Raw genomic sequence first — 13,440 nt, 5'->3', positions numbered from 1 at the left:
TCCGGGGTGGCACGCCTGCCGCTGCCGAGGGAAGGCCGGCCGCCCCCGGGCGGTTGTCCTACGCGGCACGCGGAAATCGCGCCGCATGCTGCCGGGTGCCGCAGCCCTGCATCGCAGGGCCTTTGTCCTTCTACACAGCCCGACGACCATGAACCTGTACCGCCCGACCCACTCCTCTCTCCGTCCCCTGCGCCTGGCCACCGCGCTGGCGGCTGCGGGCGCCGCGCTGGCCCTCGCGGGCTGCGGCGCCCAGGGCACCAAGGCACAGGGCACGCCCGCCCCCCACGCCGTGGAAGCCGCCAGCAGCGCCACGAAGATGCCGGTCCCCGGCCCGGAGCGCGCCACGGCCTCGGCCCGCCTGATGACCGCGGACGGCCAGCCCGCCGGCACGGCCGTCCTGACCGAAACGCCCAGCGGCGTGGAAATCGCCGCGCAGGTACAGGGGCTTTCCGCCGGCCTGCACGGTTTCCACATCCATGCCAATGGCCAGTGCGCTCCCGGGCCGGACGCCGCCACCGGCAAGACCATTCCCTTCGGCGCGGCGGGCGGGCACTTCGACCCCGGCATGTCCCACCAGCACGGCCAGCCTGGATCGCCCGTCGACAAGGCCCACGCTGGCGAATTGCCCAACATCACCGTGGGCGCGGATGGCCGCGGCACGCTGCGCTACCTGAATGCCAATGTCACGCTCACCCCGGGCAAGGCTTCCATCATGGGCCGCGCCCTCGTGGTGCACGAGAAGGAAGACGACTACAAGACCAATCCGGCCGGCAACTCCGGTGGCCGCGTCCTGTGCGGCGTGATCGAGCCAGCGCAGCCCAGCAGCGTGGTCGGCCAGGCCCCGGCGCCGCGCAGCTGATGCGCATGCGCGGCCTGCCCTCTCCCCCGAACCACGCGGCCCCCTCCCTTCCGCCCTGCGCTCCTTCCGGCACTGCGACCAACCGCGCTTACGCGCCGGTCTGGGCGGTCATGGCCGGCTGCGCCCTGTGGGCGGGCAGCCCGCCGGAAGCCATGGCCCAGGCCGCCGGCCCCGATCCCGCGCTGCCGGCCGTCGAGGTGTCCGGCGGCCAGGCTGCGGCCCAGCGCCGCTTCGATGCCACCGCAAGCCATACGGCCATCGCCCTGGACCCCTTCACGGCCGCCACGCCGCTCGTCAACCTGTCCGAGCTGCTGGCCGGCCAGCCCGGTGTGGCGGTGTCCGACCGACAGAACTACGCGCAGGATCTCCAGATCGCGGTGCGCGGCTTCGGGTCGCGCTCCACGTTCGGCGTGCGGGGCGTGCGCATCCTCGTGGACGGCATCCCGGCCACGATGCCGGATGGCCAGGGCCAGGCCGCCACGGCCCAGCTGCCGTCCGCCTCGCAGGTGGAAGTGCTGCGCGGGCCGCTCGCCCAGCAGTACGGCAACGCGGCGGGCGGCGTGCTGCAGGTCACCACGCGCGATCCGCGGGAAGGCGGAGGGGCTTCCGCCTCGGTGGCCGCGGGATCCTACGGCCAGCGCATGGCCGAGGCATCGTTCGACGCGGGCGACCGCACCCTGGGCGGGCTGGTGGACATCTCCCGCTTCGAGACCGACGGATGGCGAGACCACGGCGCCGCCCGCCGCACGCACCTGAATGCGAAGGTCGTGGCACGGCCTTCCAGCGACACCCGCGTCACGGTGCTGGTGAACCTGTTCGACCAGCCGCTGGCGCAGGACCCGCTCGGTCTGACGCGCGAGCAGTGGCGGGCCGATCCCCGCCAGGCCCACGCGGTGGCGTACAGCTTCGACACCCGCAAGACCGTGCGACAGAACCAGCTCGGTCTGGTGGTGGAGCACGCGCTGAGCGCCACGGACAGCGTGCGCGCAAGGCTTTATGGCGGCACCCGCAGCCTGTTCCAGACCCTCTCCTTCTCCGGTGCGGCCGCCAACAGCGCCGGCGGCGTGGTGGACCTGGACCGCGACTACTACGGCCTCGGGGCCGCCTGGACGCACAGCGACCGCACCGCCGCCGGCCTGCCCTGGTCCTGGACGGTGGGTGTGGATGCCGACCGGCTCTCCGAGCATCGCCAGGGCTTCGTCAACGATGCGGGCGTGCCCGGCGCACTGCGGCGCGACGAGCAGGACCGCGCGGGCAACACCGACCTCTTCGCCCAGGTGGACGCATGGATCGCCCCCACCGTGCGCGCGGTCGCGGGACTGCGATCGACGCGGGTCCGGCTGGCCGTGGACGACCGCTTTCCCGCGAGCGCCGCCAATCCCGACGACAGCGGCGAACGCACCTGGCACCGCACCAGTCCGGCCGTGGGCCTGGTCTGGGCCGCCTCGGAGCACCTGAACCTGTATGCCAATGCCGGCGGAGGCATCGAGACGCCCACGCTGGCCGAGATGGCCTACAGCCGCACCAACAGCGGACCGAACTACGGGCTGGAGGCCGCGCGCAACCGCCAGTTCGAGGTGGGCGCCAAGTGGCAGGACGGGGTGCACCGCGTGGAGGCCGCCTGGTTCGACGCCCGCACGCGCGGGGAGATCGTTCCCGCGGCGACGGTCAATGGCCGCACGGTGTACCAGAATGCCGACCGCGTGCACCGCCGCGGCATGGAGCTGGGCTGGAGCGCGCGCATGGGTGCCTTCGTCCCGCGGGCCGCCTACACCTACCTGGACGCCTTTTTCGCCAGTCCCTACACCGGCGCGGGCGGCGTGGCGGTGCCCTCCGGCAACCGCCTGCCGGGCACGGCGCGCCACACGGCCCGCCTGTCGCTGGATTACGCGCCCGACGCGCGATGGACGCTGGGCGGCGCGGTGGACTTCTCCTCCCGGGTACAAGCCAACGACGCCAACACCGAATCGGCCCCCGGTTATGCCGTCGCCGGACTGCGGGCGGGCTATGGATGGAAGACCGGAGGCACCGTGCGCTGGCAGGCCTGGGCGCGGCTGGACAACCTGTTCGACCGCCGCTACGCAGGCTCGCTGATCGTCAACGATGGCAACGGACGCTTCTTTGAGCCCGCGGCAGGCCGGCGCATCATGGTGGGATTGCGCGCGCAGCTGCTTTGAAGGGGCGCGCCTCCGCAGGGCCGGCGCCCCCTTGCCCCACGCCCGGGTCTCAATCGACCTTCACGTTCGCGGCCTTGATGACCTGGGCCCATTTCTCGACCTCGGCCTTCTGGAAGGTCGCGATCTGGGCGATGGTCAGGTCCGCCGGCTCCATGCCGAAGCCCTTGAGCTTGGCCTGCATGTCGGGCTGGGCGAGGATCTTGCGGATCTCGTCGTGCAGCCGGTTGACGATGGGCGCAGGCGTTCCCGCGGGCACGAAGATCGCCTGCCAGGACACCACTTCGAAGTCCTTGAGGCTGGCCACGCCCGATTCGGCCACCGTGGGCACGTCGGGCATGGAGGCCAGCCGCTTCGCCGAGGTGACGGCGATCGCGCGCAGCTTGCCGCTCTGGATGTGCGGCGCCGCGACCACGGTGGTGTCGAACATCATGTCCACTTGGCCGCCGATCACGTCCTGAATCGCCGGCCCGCTGCCCTTGTAGGGCACATGGGTGAACTTCACGCCCGACTTGTAGGCCAGCAGTTCCAGGGCCAGATGCTGCGAGGTGCCCGTGCCGGCCGAGGCCGAAGAAAGCCCGCCCGGCTTGGCCTTCGCCGCCGCGAGCACGTCCTGCAGCGTCTTATAGGGACTGCCGGCGGCCACCACGAGCACCACCGGGTTGGTGCCGATCAGCGTCACGGGCGCGAAGGATTTGACCGGGTCGTAGCCCAGCTTCGGATAGAGGCTCACGTTGATCGCGTGCGAGCTGATGGTGCCCCCCAGCAGCGTGTAGCCGTCCGGGGCGGCCCGCGCCGCGATCTCGGAGCCCACGCTGCCGCCCGCCCCTCCCTTGTTGTCCACCACCACCGTGGTGCCCAGGGCCGTGCCCAGCTGCTGGCTGATCAGCCGGCCCAGCGTGTCGGTCGTGCCGCCCGCCGCGAACGGCACCAGGTAGGTGATGGTCTTGCCCGTGGGCCATGGCGCCTGGGCCAGGGCCGGCCCGGTGCCCAGCATGGCACCTGCGCCGAGGGCCAGGGCGTGGAGGGTGAAGGTTCTGCGCTGCATGGTGGTTGTCTCCTTGTTGTGAAAAGATTCCGGGCCGCGCGACGCCTCAGGACGCGCCGCGTGCCTCGACGTAAAGCGCGTAGATCGAATGGCTGGCGGCCATGAAAAGGCGATTGCGCTTGGCGCCGCCGAACGCGAGGTTCGCGCAGCGCTCGGGCAGGTGGATGTGTCCGATCGGCTGGCCCTGCGGGTTGAACACCCGCACCCCGTCCAGCTCGGCGGCGCTGGCTCCGGCCGAACCGTCGCTGCCCCAGCCGCACCAGAGGTTGCCGTCTTCGTCGCACTTGATGCCGTCCAGCGCGCCGCCTCCCGCCGCCTTGATGTGTACCCGCCGATTGGCAAGCCGCCGGCCGCCCGCCGCGACATCGAACGCCCACACCACGCGGTGCGGCTGCGCACGCGACTCGACGATGTAGAGCCGCTGCTCGTCCGCCGAAAAGCACAGGCCGTTGGGGCCGGCGAGGTCGTCCAGCACCAGTTCGGTCCTGCCGCTCTGCGGATCGATGCGATAGACCGAATGCGGCAGTTCCGGCGTCGCCTTGTCCCCTTCCCAGTGGCCCGAGATACCGAAGGACGGGTCGGTGAACCAGATGGAACCATCGCTCCCGCAGACGATGTCGTTCGGCGAGTTGAAGCGCTTTCCGCCGTAGCCGTCCGCCAGCACCGTGATGCTGCCGTCGTACTCGGTGCGCGTGATGCGGCGCGTCAGGTGTTCGCAGGCCAGCAGCCGGCCCTGGCGGTCCCGCGCGAGGCCGTTGGAGAAGTTGGAGGGCTGGCGGAAGACACCCAGTTGCCCCGTGGCCTCGTCCCAGCGCACGATGCGATTGTTGGGAATGTCCGAGACCAGCAGATAGCGCCCGTCGCCGAACCAGACGGGCCCCTCGGCCCAGCGCAGGCCTGTCGCGACCTGCTCCACGGTGCTGTTGAACAGGCGGTACTTGGCAAATGAGGGATCCAGCACCTGCACGGCCGGATCGGGATACCGCTGGTTGGGCTTGAAATCGAAGGCCTGGGCGCCCGCGGCGCCAGGCCAGGCGGCTGCACCGCCGGCTGCCAGCATTCCGCCGAGAAAGGCCCGGCGGCTGCCGCCGGAGTGAAGGGTTGGATGCCGTGGCGTCATGTTTCTCTCTCCCTGTTCGTGATGATGGAAAGCGCCACGTGGGCAATCAGGTCACGGGCGCGGGATTGAACAGTACCAGTGAGTTGGCGAGCTTCCAGTGCTCGGCCCAGGTCTTCCTGCGGCCACTGGCCACGTCCAGCATCAGGCGGAACATCTCCCAGCCCATCTCCTCGATGGTGGATTCGCCGTCGGCGATGCGTCCGGCGTTCACGTCCATCAGGTCGTGCCAGCGCCGCGCCAGGTCGCTGCGCGTGGCCACCTTGATGACCGGCACTTCGGCCAGGCCATAGGGTGTTCCCCGGCCGGTGGTGAACACGTGCAGGTTCATGCCCGCGGCCACCTGCAGCGTGCCGCAGATGAAGTCGCTGGCGGGCGTGGCGGCATAGAGCAGCCCCTTCTGCCGCGCCTTCTCGCCGGGTGCCACCACGCCGCTGATGGGCGCGCTGCCGCTCTTGACGATGGAGCCCATCGCCTTCTCGACGATGTTGGACAGGCCCCCCTTCTTGTTGCCTGGCGTGGTGTTGGCACTGCGGTCCACGCGGCCCTGGCTCAGGTAGGCGTCGTACCAGGCCATCTCGCGGATCATGGCTTCGGCCACCTCGGGCGATGCTGCGCGGGAGGTGAGCTGGTCGATGCCGTCGCGCACCTCGGTCACCTCGCTGAACATCACCGTGGCCCCGGCGCGCACCAGCAGGTCGGTGCAGAAGCCCACGGCCGGGTTGGCGGTCACGCCGCTGAAGGCATCGCTGCCGCCGCACTGCACACCCACCACCAGCTCGCTGGCGGGCACGGTCTCGCGGCGGCGGCGGTTCAGGCGTTCCAGGTGCCTTTCGGCCTGGCGCATCACCGACTCGACCATGGACATGAAGCCCACATGGGCCTCGTCCTGCAGGCAGACCACGTCCAGCGGCGCTTCTTCGAGCGTGCGCTCGTCCACCAGCGGGATGGCGCCGGGCGGCAGCAGGCGCTCGGGCTGGAGCTTCTCGCAGCCCAGGCTGACGACCATCACCTCGCCGCCGAAATTGGGGTTGAGGCTGATGTTGCGCAGCGTGCGGATGGGGATCACCGCGTCGGGCGCGTCGATGGCCACGCCGCAGCCGTAGGTGTGGGCCAGGGCCACCACGTCATCGACATTCGGGTACTTCGGCAGCAGTTCCGCCTTGATGCGCTGCACGGCGAATTCGGTCACGCCGGCCACGCACTGCACGGTCTCGGTGATGGCCAGGATGTTGCGCGTGCCCACGGAACCATCGGCATTGCGGTAACCCTCGAAGGTGTAGCCCTCCAGCGGCGGCAGGGCCGGCGGCTTCACCGTGGCGATGGGCAAACCTTCGAGCGAGCGCGCGTCGGGCATGTGCAGCAGCTTCTCGTGCACCCAGCTGCCGGCCGAGATCGGCCGGATGGCATAGCCGATGGGCACGTTGTAGCGGCGCACGGCACCGCCTTCGGGAATGTCCGCGAGTGCGACCTTGTGGGCCTGCGGCACGTGCTCGCGCAGCGTGATGCCCGAGGGCAGCGGCGTGCCCGCGGGCAGGCCGCCGTCGTTGGCCACGATGGCGACGTTGTCGGCCTCGTGCATGCGGATGGTCAGGGGCGTCGCCATGCTGTGTCCTTCCCTCAGCGCACGACCATGAACATGCCGGGCAGCCAGGTCGAGAACGACGGCACGAAGGTGACCAGCGCGAGCGCGAAGATCAGCGCGCCGTAGAACGGCCAGATGGTCCGCATCACCGTGCCCACCGACACTCCGCCGATGGCGCAGCCCACGAACTGGGTCGTGCCCACGGGCGGCGTATTCAGGCCCAGCGCGCAGTTGATCAGCATCACGATGCCGAACTGCACCGAACTCATGCCGTAGTGCTGCGCGATCGGCAGGAAGATGGGCGTGCACAGCAGGATGGTCGCTGCCATGTCCAGGAAGGTGCCCAGCACGAACAGGATGATGTTGATCAGCAGGAAGATCACCCAGGGCGTGCTGGTCACCTGGGACAGCATCTCGCCCGTCAGCTCCGCCACGCCGTAGAGGCTGATGAGGTAGCCGAAGGTGCTGGAAATGCCGATCAGCAGCAGGATCACGCCCGTGGTGCGCACGGCCTTGGAGGCCGCCTTGATGAAGTGCTCCCGCGTCAAAGTGCGGTAGAGGAAGATGGTGAGCGCCAGCGCATAGAGCACCGCCACCGCCGCCGATTCTGTCGCCGTGAAGATGCCCGAGAGGATGCCCCCGAGGATCAGCACGACGATGAAGAGGCCCGGCAGCGCCGCCGCGAACGAGCGGGCCACGATGTGCCAGCCGGGGAACGTGCCCTTCGGGTAGCCGCGCTTGACCGCAACGAGGTAGGCCGCCGCAAGGTTGCTGATCGTGAGCACCAGGGCCGGAATCAGTGCCGCCAGGATCAGCGCCGCGATCGACACCTTGCCGCCTGCGGCGAGCGAGTAGATGATGAGGTTGTGGCTCGTGGGCATCAGCGCGCCCACCAGCGCCGCGTGCGTCGTCACGTTCACGGCGTAGTCGGCGTGGTAGCCCTCTTTCTTCATCATGGGGATCATCACCGCGCCCATCGCGGACACGTCCGCCACCGGCGAGCCCGAGACCCCGCCGAACAGCGTGCAGGCCACGACGTTGGACATGCCCAGGCCACCGCGCACGTGGCCCACCAGGGCCCGCGCGAAATTGACGATGCGGTCGGCGATGCCGCCATACAGCATGAGCTCGCCCGCGAAGATGAAGAACGGGATCGCCAGGAACGAGAAGATTCCCATGCCGGAGGTCATCTGCTGGAAGCCCACTTCCAACGGCAGGCCTTCGTAGGCCAGCGTGGCCAGGGCCGACAGGCCGATGGAGAACGCCACCGGCACGCCCAGCAGCAGGAACAGCGTGAATGTCACGCACAGGATCAGGAGTGGCACGGTCATGGATCAGCCCCAGGCAGGTTCGACTTCGCGGCCCTGGGCCAGCGCGATGATGTGCTCGATGGAGAACAGCACGATGAGCACGCCGGCGATGCTGGCCGGGACGTATTTCCAGCCTTCGGAGATGAAGAGCGTGGGCAGGCGGTATTCCCACACCGACTGGGCGAGCGATGCACAGTTCCAGGCCATGGCGGCGCCGAACACCAGGATGAGCACGTGGATCAGGTACTCCATCTTCAGGCGCAGCCAGTCGGGCGCCAGCACCAGGAAGGATTCGAGCCCGATGTGCCCGGCATCCCGCACGCCCACGGCAACGCCGAACATGGTCACGTAGAGCACCAGCAGCAGCGCCAGGCTTTCCGCCCAGGTGGGCGTGTTGTTGAGGACATAGCGGCCGAACACCTGCCAGCTCACGGCGCAGATCACCGCCACGAGCCCGAGGATGCCCAGCCACATGCAGGCACGCGCGAGCGTGCGGCAGATTTGGGTGTACATGTTGATGGGAGATGAAAAAATCCCCGGGCTTCCGTTGAGACGGCCCGGGGATGGGGGATCACTGCGTGTCCTGCACGCGCTTGACGAGGTCCTTCAGCTTCGCGTCGGTGATGTACTTGTCATACACGGGCTTCATCGCGGCCTGGAAAGGGGCCTTGTCGATCTCGATGATCTCCGCGCCGCCGGCCTTCACGGTGGCGAGCGACTTCACCTCGCGCTCGGCCCACTGCTTGCGCATGTAGGGCACGGACTCCTTCGCGGCCTGGCGGATCCAGCCCTGCTCCTGCGGCGAGAGGCGGTCCCAGGCGCGCTTGGAAAAGAGCAGCATTTCCGGGGCCATGGAATGCTCGGTCTTGGTGTAGTACTTGGCCACCTCGAAAGAGCGCGAGCTTTCGTACGTGGGATAGTTGTTCTCCGCGGCATCGATCAGGCCGGTCTTGAGGCCCGTGTACACCTCGCCCATCGGCATCGGCGTGGCGTTGGCGCCCATGGCCTCCAGCATGGACACCCACAGGTCCGACTGCTGCACGCGCACCTTCATGCCCTTCATGTCCTCGAACTTTCGCACCGGCTTCTTGGCCGTGAACATGGATCGCGCGCCGCTGTCGTAATAGGCCAGGCCCACGAAGCCCTGGCGTTCGCAGGCCTTCAGGATCTCCTCGCCCACCGGGCCGTCCAGCACCTTGTGCAGATGCTCCACCGAGCGGAACAGGAAGGGCATGGTCGGCACCACGGTCTCGGGGCAGATGTTGTTCATCGCGCCGATGTTGATGCGCACCATCTGCAGCGCGCCGATCTTCGCCTGCTCGATCGCGTCCTTCTCGTTGCCCAGGGCGCCGCTGCTGTACACCTTGATGGAATGCTTGCCGCCCGAAAGCGCCTTCAGGCGCTCGCCCATGAACTTCACCGCGGTCACGGTGGGGTAGTCGTCGGGATGGATGTCGGCGGAGCGGAACTCCGTCGCCTGCGCCGCGAAAGCCGTCAGGCAGGCCGCCACGGCGGCCAGGGTGGTCTTGATGAACTTCATGCTTGCTACCTCTTGGAGATGTCTGTCAGCTGAAAAAAAGGGGTCACTCCGCAGCGGGATCGAACTCGGGTTCCGGCAGGCCCTGCGTGCCCGGATGCAATGCGAACACGCCGCCGGCCAGTGGCTGGTCCGCCAGGTCCGCCTCCGCGCCGGGCCGGATCGAGGTGACGAAGAGCGTGTCCAGCCGCGGCCCGCCGAACGCGCACATCGCCGGCTTTTTGACCGGCACCGCCAGCGAGCGGTCCAGCCGGCCGTCCGGGGTGAAGCGGTGCACCAGGCCGGCGTCGTTGCCGCAGATCCAGTAGCCGCCGTCCACGTCGATCGCCGCGCCGTCCGGGCGCCCCGGCAGCGGCGCCATGTCCACGTACAGGCGGCGGCCGTGCGGGGTTCCGGTGTCTGTGTCGTAGTCGAACGCCCAGATCTTCTGCACCTGCGGGTGCGAATCCGACAGGTACATCGTGCGCCCGTCCGGACTGAAGGCGATGCCGTTGGGCACGATCAACGGCCCGAGATCCAGGTCCGTGGCGCTGCCCGCAGCCAGTTCCCTGCCGCCGAAGCGGAAGACGGCCCCCACCGGGGAGGCGGCCGCCATGTCCATGAGCATGGTGCCCGCAACGAAACGCCCCTGCCGGTCGCACCGGCCGTCGTTGAAGCGCATTCCGGGCGACGCATGCGACACGCCGGCCAGGCGCGCGGCCGCCAGCGCACCGCCGGCCTGCGGAAGGTCCAGTGCGAACAGCCCGGTCTCCAGGCCGGCGATCCAGCGATCCGGCTGGCCGGCCCAGGCGGCCATGCAGGCCACCATTTCGGGCGACGTCCACTGCGCCCTGGTTCCCGTGCGCGCCGACCAGCGGTGCAGCACGGCGCGGGGAATGTCGGTCCAGTACAGCGATTCTTCCGCCGTGCGCCATACCGGGCTCTCGCCCGTGGCGCAGCGCGCGTCCAGCACCAGCTCGGCCCGGTTCGAAGGTGTGGCCTGCATGCCGCTCATCCCTCGAACGGCCCCTGGGCCGTGAAAGCGCCCCCCTGGTAAACAGCCACGGGATCATCCGCGGCAGGAGCCGGCTGCGCCTCCACCTTCGCGCGAAACGGCTCGGAGCTGTCCTTGGGCGCATACCCGAGATGGGACGCCGCGTGGTTGTCCCACCACAGGTCGCGGTTGGCCGAAGCGCCATACACCACCGTGTGGCCCACGTCCGGTGTGAACAGCGCCTTCTGCACCAGTTGCGTCAGGTCGTCATAGCTCAGCCAGGTGCTCATCATGCGCCGGTCGCGGGGCTCGGGAAACGACGACCCGATGCGCAGGCTCACCGTCTCGATGCCATAGCGGTCGTAATAGAAACTCGCCATATCCTCCCCGAACGACTTCGAGAGGCCGTAGTAGCCATCGGGCCTGCGGCGTGACAGGGCATCGATGCGCTCGTCCTGCCGGTAGAAGCCGATCACGTGGTTGGAGCTGGCGAACACCACCCGCTTCACACCGTGGCGGCGGGCCCCTTCGTAGATATGGAAGACGCCCTTGATGTTGGCCTCGAGGATTTGCTCGAAGGGCCGCTCCACCGATACCCCGCCCAGGTGAACGATGGCGTCGCAGCCGGCCACCAGCGCATCCACGGCCGCCTTGTCGGCCAGGTCGCAGACCACCACTTCCTCGCTGCCGTCCCGCGCAGGCTCCATCTCCGCGATGTCGGAGAGACGCACGGTCTCCGCAAAAGGCCGCACGCGCTCTCGCAAAACGTGCCCCAGGCCACCGGCGGCACCGGTCAACAGCAGTCGTTGGAATCGGGAAGACTGGCTCATGGCGTTTTCTCTACAGGTATTTGTCATATGTTGTCGTACAACGCGACGGGATTATGATCATGGCCATGGCCGCCTCGACAAAGGGATTACCCTCATTCACCGCCCCCGCCGACCGGCCCGTGCCGGCCGCCCCGCCCGTGCGTCGCGCCCGGGGCCTGGCCCACGCGGTGGTGGAGGATTTCTCGGGCAGGATCCGCGACCGGATCCTGGTGCCGGGCGACAAGCTGCCCACGGAATCCGAGATCATGCGCGCGCATGATGTCAGCCGTACGGTGGTGCGCGAGGCGATCTCGCGCCTGCAGGCAGCCGGCCTCGTGGAGACCCGCCACGGGATCGGCACCTTCGTGCTGCAGCCGCGGGCAGGCGGCGTCTTCCGCCTCGATCCTTCCGAGCTCAGCACGTCGGCCGACGTGCTCGCCGTGCTGGAGCTGCGCATCAGCCTGGAAACCGAATCCGCGGGCCTGGCCGCCATGCGGCGCAGCGAGGCGCACCTGCAGGCCATGGCCCAGGCCCTGGACGATTTCGAGCGCAACGTCCGCAGCGGGGGAGACACCGTGGCGCACGATTTCCGCTTCCACCTGCAGATCGCGGAAGCCACGGGCAACCCGTATTTCGCGGACATCATGAACCACCTCGGCACCACGCTGATACCGCGCACCCGCATCGCGGCCCTGCGCGTGCAGCGCAGCACCGAATACCTGGACCGCGTGAACCGCGAGCACGAGGAAATCTACTCCGCCATCGCGCGGCAGGACCCCGACTCCGCGCGCGCGGCCATGCGCATCCACCTCACCAACAGCCGTGAACGCCTGCGCCTCGCGCAGGAAGCGGCCAAGAGCCAGGCCGACACCGAGCCCGCCGCGCCACCTTCCATGTGACGAAACGCCCATGGGCAGGGCCCCCTTGTTTTCTTCGCGAGTCAAGTTGTATGATGACGTACAACAAAATCCAGGAGACAGAGACCATGCCCTTTTCCCGCCGCACCCTGCTGCACGCCACTGTCCTGGCCCTCGCCTGCTCGTCAGCCACTGCGCAGACCGCGACGCCCTGGCCCGCCAGGCCGCTGCGCCTCGTCGTTCCCTACCCGCCGGGCGGCAGCTCGGACATCATCGCCCGCGCCATCAGCCAGCCCCTCTCGGAAGCCCTGAAGCAGCCGGTGGTGGTGGAGAACAAGCCGGGTGCCAACGGCAACCTGGGCGCGGACTTCGTGGCCAAGGCCGCGCCGGACGGCTACACGATGCTGCTGTGCGACGTGGGCGCCCTGGCGATCAGCCCCTCGGTCTATACCAAGCTGCCCTTCGATCCTTCCAGGGATCTGCGCGGCACGACGATGCTCGCCTACTCACCCCACATGCTGGTGGTGCATCCTTCCGTGCCGGCCCGGGACCTGAAGGAGCTGATCGCGCTGTCGCGCACGAGCGACCTGAACTTCGCCGTCACGGCCACGGGCAGCGCGCCGCACCTGGCCGGCGTGGCCCTCGCGGCCGCCAGCGGAGCGCGCTGGCAGTACGTGCCCTACAAGGGCGGCGTGACGGCCATCCAGGACACCATGGCCGGCCAGACCCAGGTTCTCATGAACGGCATGCTCGCCACCCTGCCCCACGTGCAGAGCGGCAAATTGAAAGTGCTCGGGCTCTCCAAGGGCACCCGCATGCCCCTGCTGCCCGATGTGCCCACCATCGCCGAGCAGGGTGTCCCCGGCTTCGAGTCGGGCACCTGGCAAGGGGTGCTGGTGCCCCGCGGCACGCCCGAGGCGGTCGTCCAGCGCATCCATGCCGCACTCATTTCCGTCATCCGCACCCCCGACATCCGCTCGCGCCTGACCGGCCAGGGCGCCGAAGTGGTCACGATGGCGCCAGCAGAGCAGGACCGCTTCTTCGAGAAGGAACGCGCCCGCTGGGCCGGCGTCGTGTCCGCGGCGCAGATCCGGCTGGACTGACGCGCGGCCCTGCAGGAATTTCCCGATCCCCCACCACCCCACCCGCTTTCCGAACCACTTTCCGGGCT

General features: G+C 69.0%; 12 protein-coding genes. 4 read left to right on the top strand and 8 right to left on the bottom strand.

All coding sequences use genetic code 11. The annotated features are described in order from the left end of the window. Positions 1-148 precede the first annotated feature (148 nt). Together T336_RS0105440 and T336_RS0105435 are read left to right on the top strand one after the other, a co-directional pair. Entirely contained in the window at positions 149-859 is a 711-nt protein-coding gene (locus T336_RS0105440; protein ID WP_019701550.1) for a superoxide dismutase family protein, read from the top strand. Between the two features lie 5 nt (positions 860-864). Next, positions 865-3,036, top strand: coding sequence for a TonB-dependent receptor family protein (locus tag T336_RS0105435; protein ID WP_026431771.1), 2,172 nt, complete (start codon positions 865-867; stop codon positions 3,034-3,036). 49 nt (positions 3,037-3,085) lie between these two features. On the opposite strand, the gene T336_RS0105430 is transcribed toward T336_RS0105435, so the two are convergent. From T336_RS0105430 to T336_RS0105395, 8 genes are read right to left on the bottom strand one after another with little or no spacing between them, the layout of a single operon-like run. Further along, positions 3,086-4,081, bottom strand: coding sequence for a Bug family tripartite tricarboxylate transporter substrate binding protein (locus T336_RS0105430; RefSeq protein ID WP_026431770.1), 996 nt, complete (start codon positions 4,079-4,081; stop codon positions 3,086-3,088). A gap of 46 nt (positions 4,082-4,127) precedes the next feature. Further along, complete coding sequence (locus tag T336_RS0105425; protein ID WP_019701553.1) at positions 4,128-5,201, bottom strand: SMP-30/gluconolactonase/LRE family protein; 1,074 nt, start codon at positions 5,199-5,201, stop codon at positions 4,128-4,130. Positions 5,202-5,247: 46 nt separating this feature from the next. After that, positions 5,248-6,804 (bottom strand): galactarate dehydratase, encoded by a 1,557-nt coding sequence (garD, locus tag T336_RS0105420; protein WP_019701554.1) that lies wholly within the window; start codon positions 6,802-6,804, stop codon positions 5,248-5,250. A 14-nt stretch (positions 6,805-6,818) separates the two neighbouring features. Then, the gene (locus tag T336_RS0105415; protein WP_013595021.1) at positions 6,819-8,114 is read right to left on the bottom strand and encodes a TRAP transporter large permease; all 1,296 of its coding nucleotides are present in this window, start codon (positions 8,112-8,114) and stop codon (positions 6,819-6,821) included. A 3-nt stretch (positions 8,115-8,117) separates the two neighbouring features. Next, entirely contained in the window at positions 8,118-8,606 is a 489-nt protein-coding gene (locus T336_RS0105410) for a TRAP transporter small permease (RefSeq protein ID WP_013595022.1), read from the bottom strand. 58 nt (positions 8,607-8,664) lie between these two features. Then, positions 8,665-9,633, bottom strand: coding sequence for a TRAP transporter substrate-binding protein (locus tag T336_RS0105405; RefSeq protein ID WP_026431769.1), 969 nt, complete (start codon positions 9,631-9,633; stop codon positions 8,665-8,667). Positions 9,634-9,676: 43 nt separating this feature from the next. Further along, positions 9,677-10,615: an SMP-30/gluconolactonase/LRE family protein gene (locus T336_RS0105400; protein ID WP_026431768.1), complete on the bottom strand. Its 939-nt coding sequence runs from the start codon at positions 10,613-10,615 to the stop codon at positions 9,677-9,679. Positions 10,616-10,620: 5 nt separating this feature from the next. Continuing rightward, positions 10,621-11,433 carry an NAD-dependent epimerase/dehydratase family protein gene (locus T336_RS0105395; RefSeq protein WP_019701557.1) on the bottom strand — a complete coding sequence of 271 codons (813 nt, stop codon included), beginning with the start codon at positions 11,431-11,433 and terminating at the stop codon, positions 10,621-10,623. Positions 11,434-11,498: 65 nt separating this feature from the next. Between T336_RS0105395 and T336_RS0105390 the strand changes: the two genes are divergently transcribed. Together T336_RS0105390 and T336_RS0105385 are read left to right on the top strand one after the other, a co-directional pair. Then, positions 11,499-12,311, top strand: a complete 813-nt coding sequence (locus T336_RS0105390; RefSeq protein WP_084151378.1) for a FadR/GntR family transcriptional regulator — start codon at positions 11,499-11,501, stop codon at positions 12,309-12,311. An 86-nt stretch (positions 12,312-12,397) separates the two neighbouring features. Continuing rightward, the gene (locus tag T336_RS0105385; RefSeq protein WP_026431766.1) at positions 12,398-13,372 is read left to right on the top strand and encodes a Bug family tripartite tricarboxylate transporter substrate binding protein; all 975 of its coding nucleotides are present in this window, start codon (positions 12,398-12,400) and stop codon (positions 13,370-13,372) included. The last annotated feature ends 68 nt before the right edge of the window (positions 13,373-13,440 follow it).

Origin of the sequence: Paracidovorax oryzae ATCC 19882, from assembly GCF_000687165.1 — a bacterium.
GTDB classification, from domain to species: domain Bacteria; phylum Pseudomonadota; class Gammaproteobacteria; order Burkholderiales; family Burkholderiaceae_C; genus Paracidovorax; species Paracidovorax oryzae.
The sequence above is the reverse complement of the archived record's forward strand: the minus strand, read 5'-3'. Positions and strand labels throughout refer to the sequence as shown.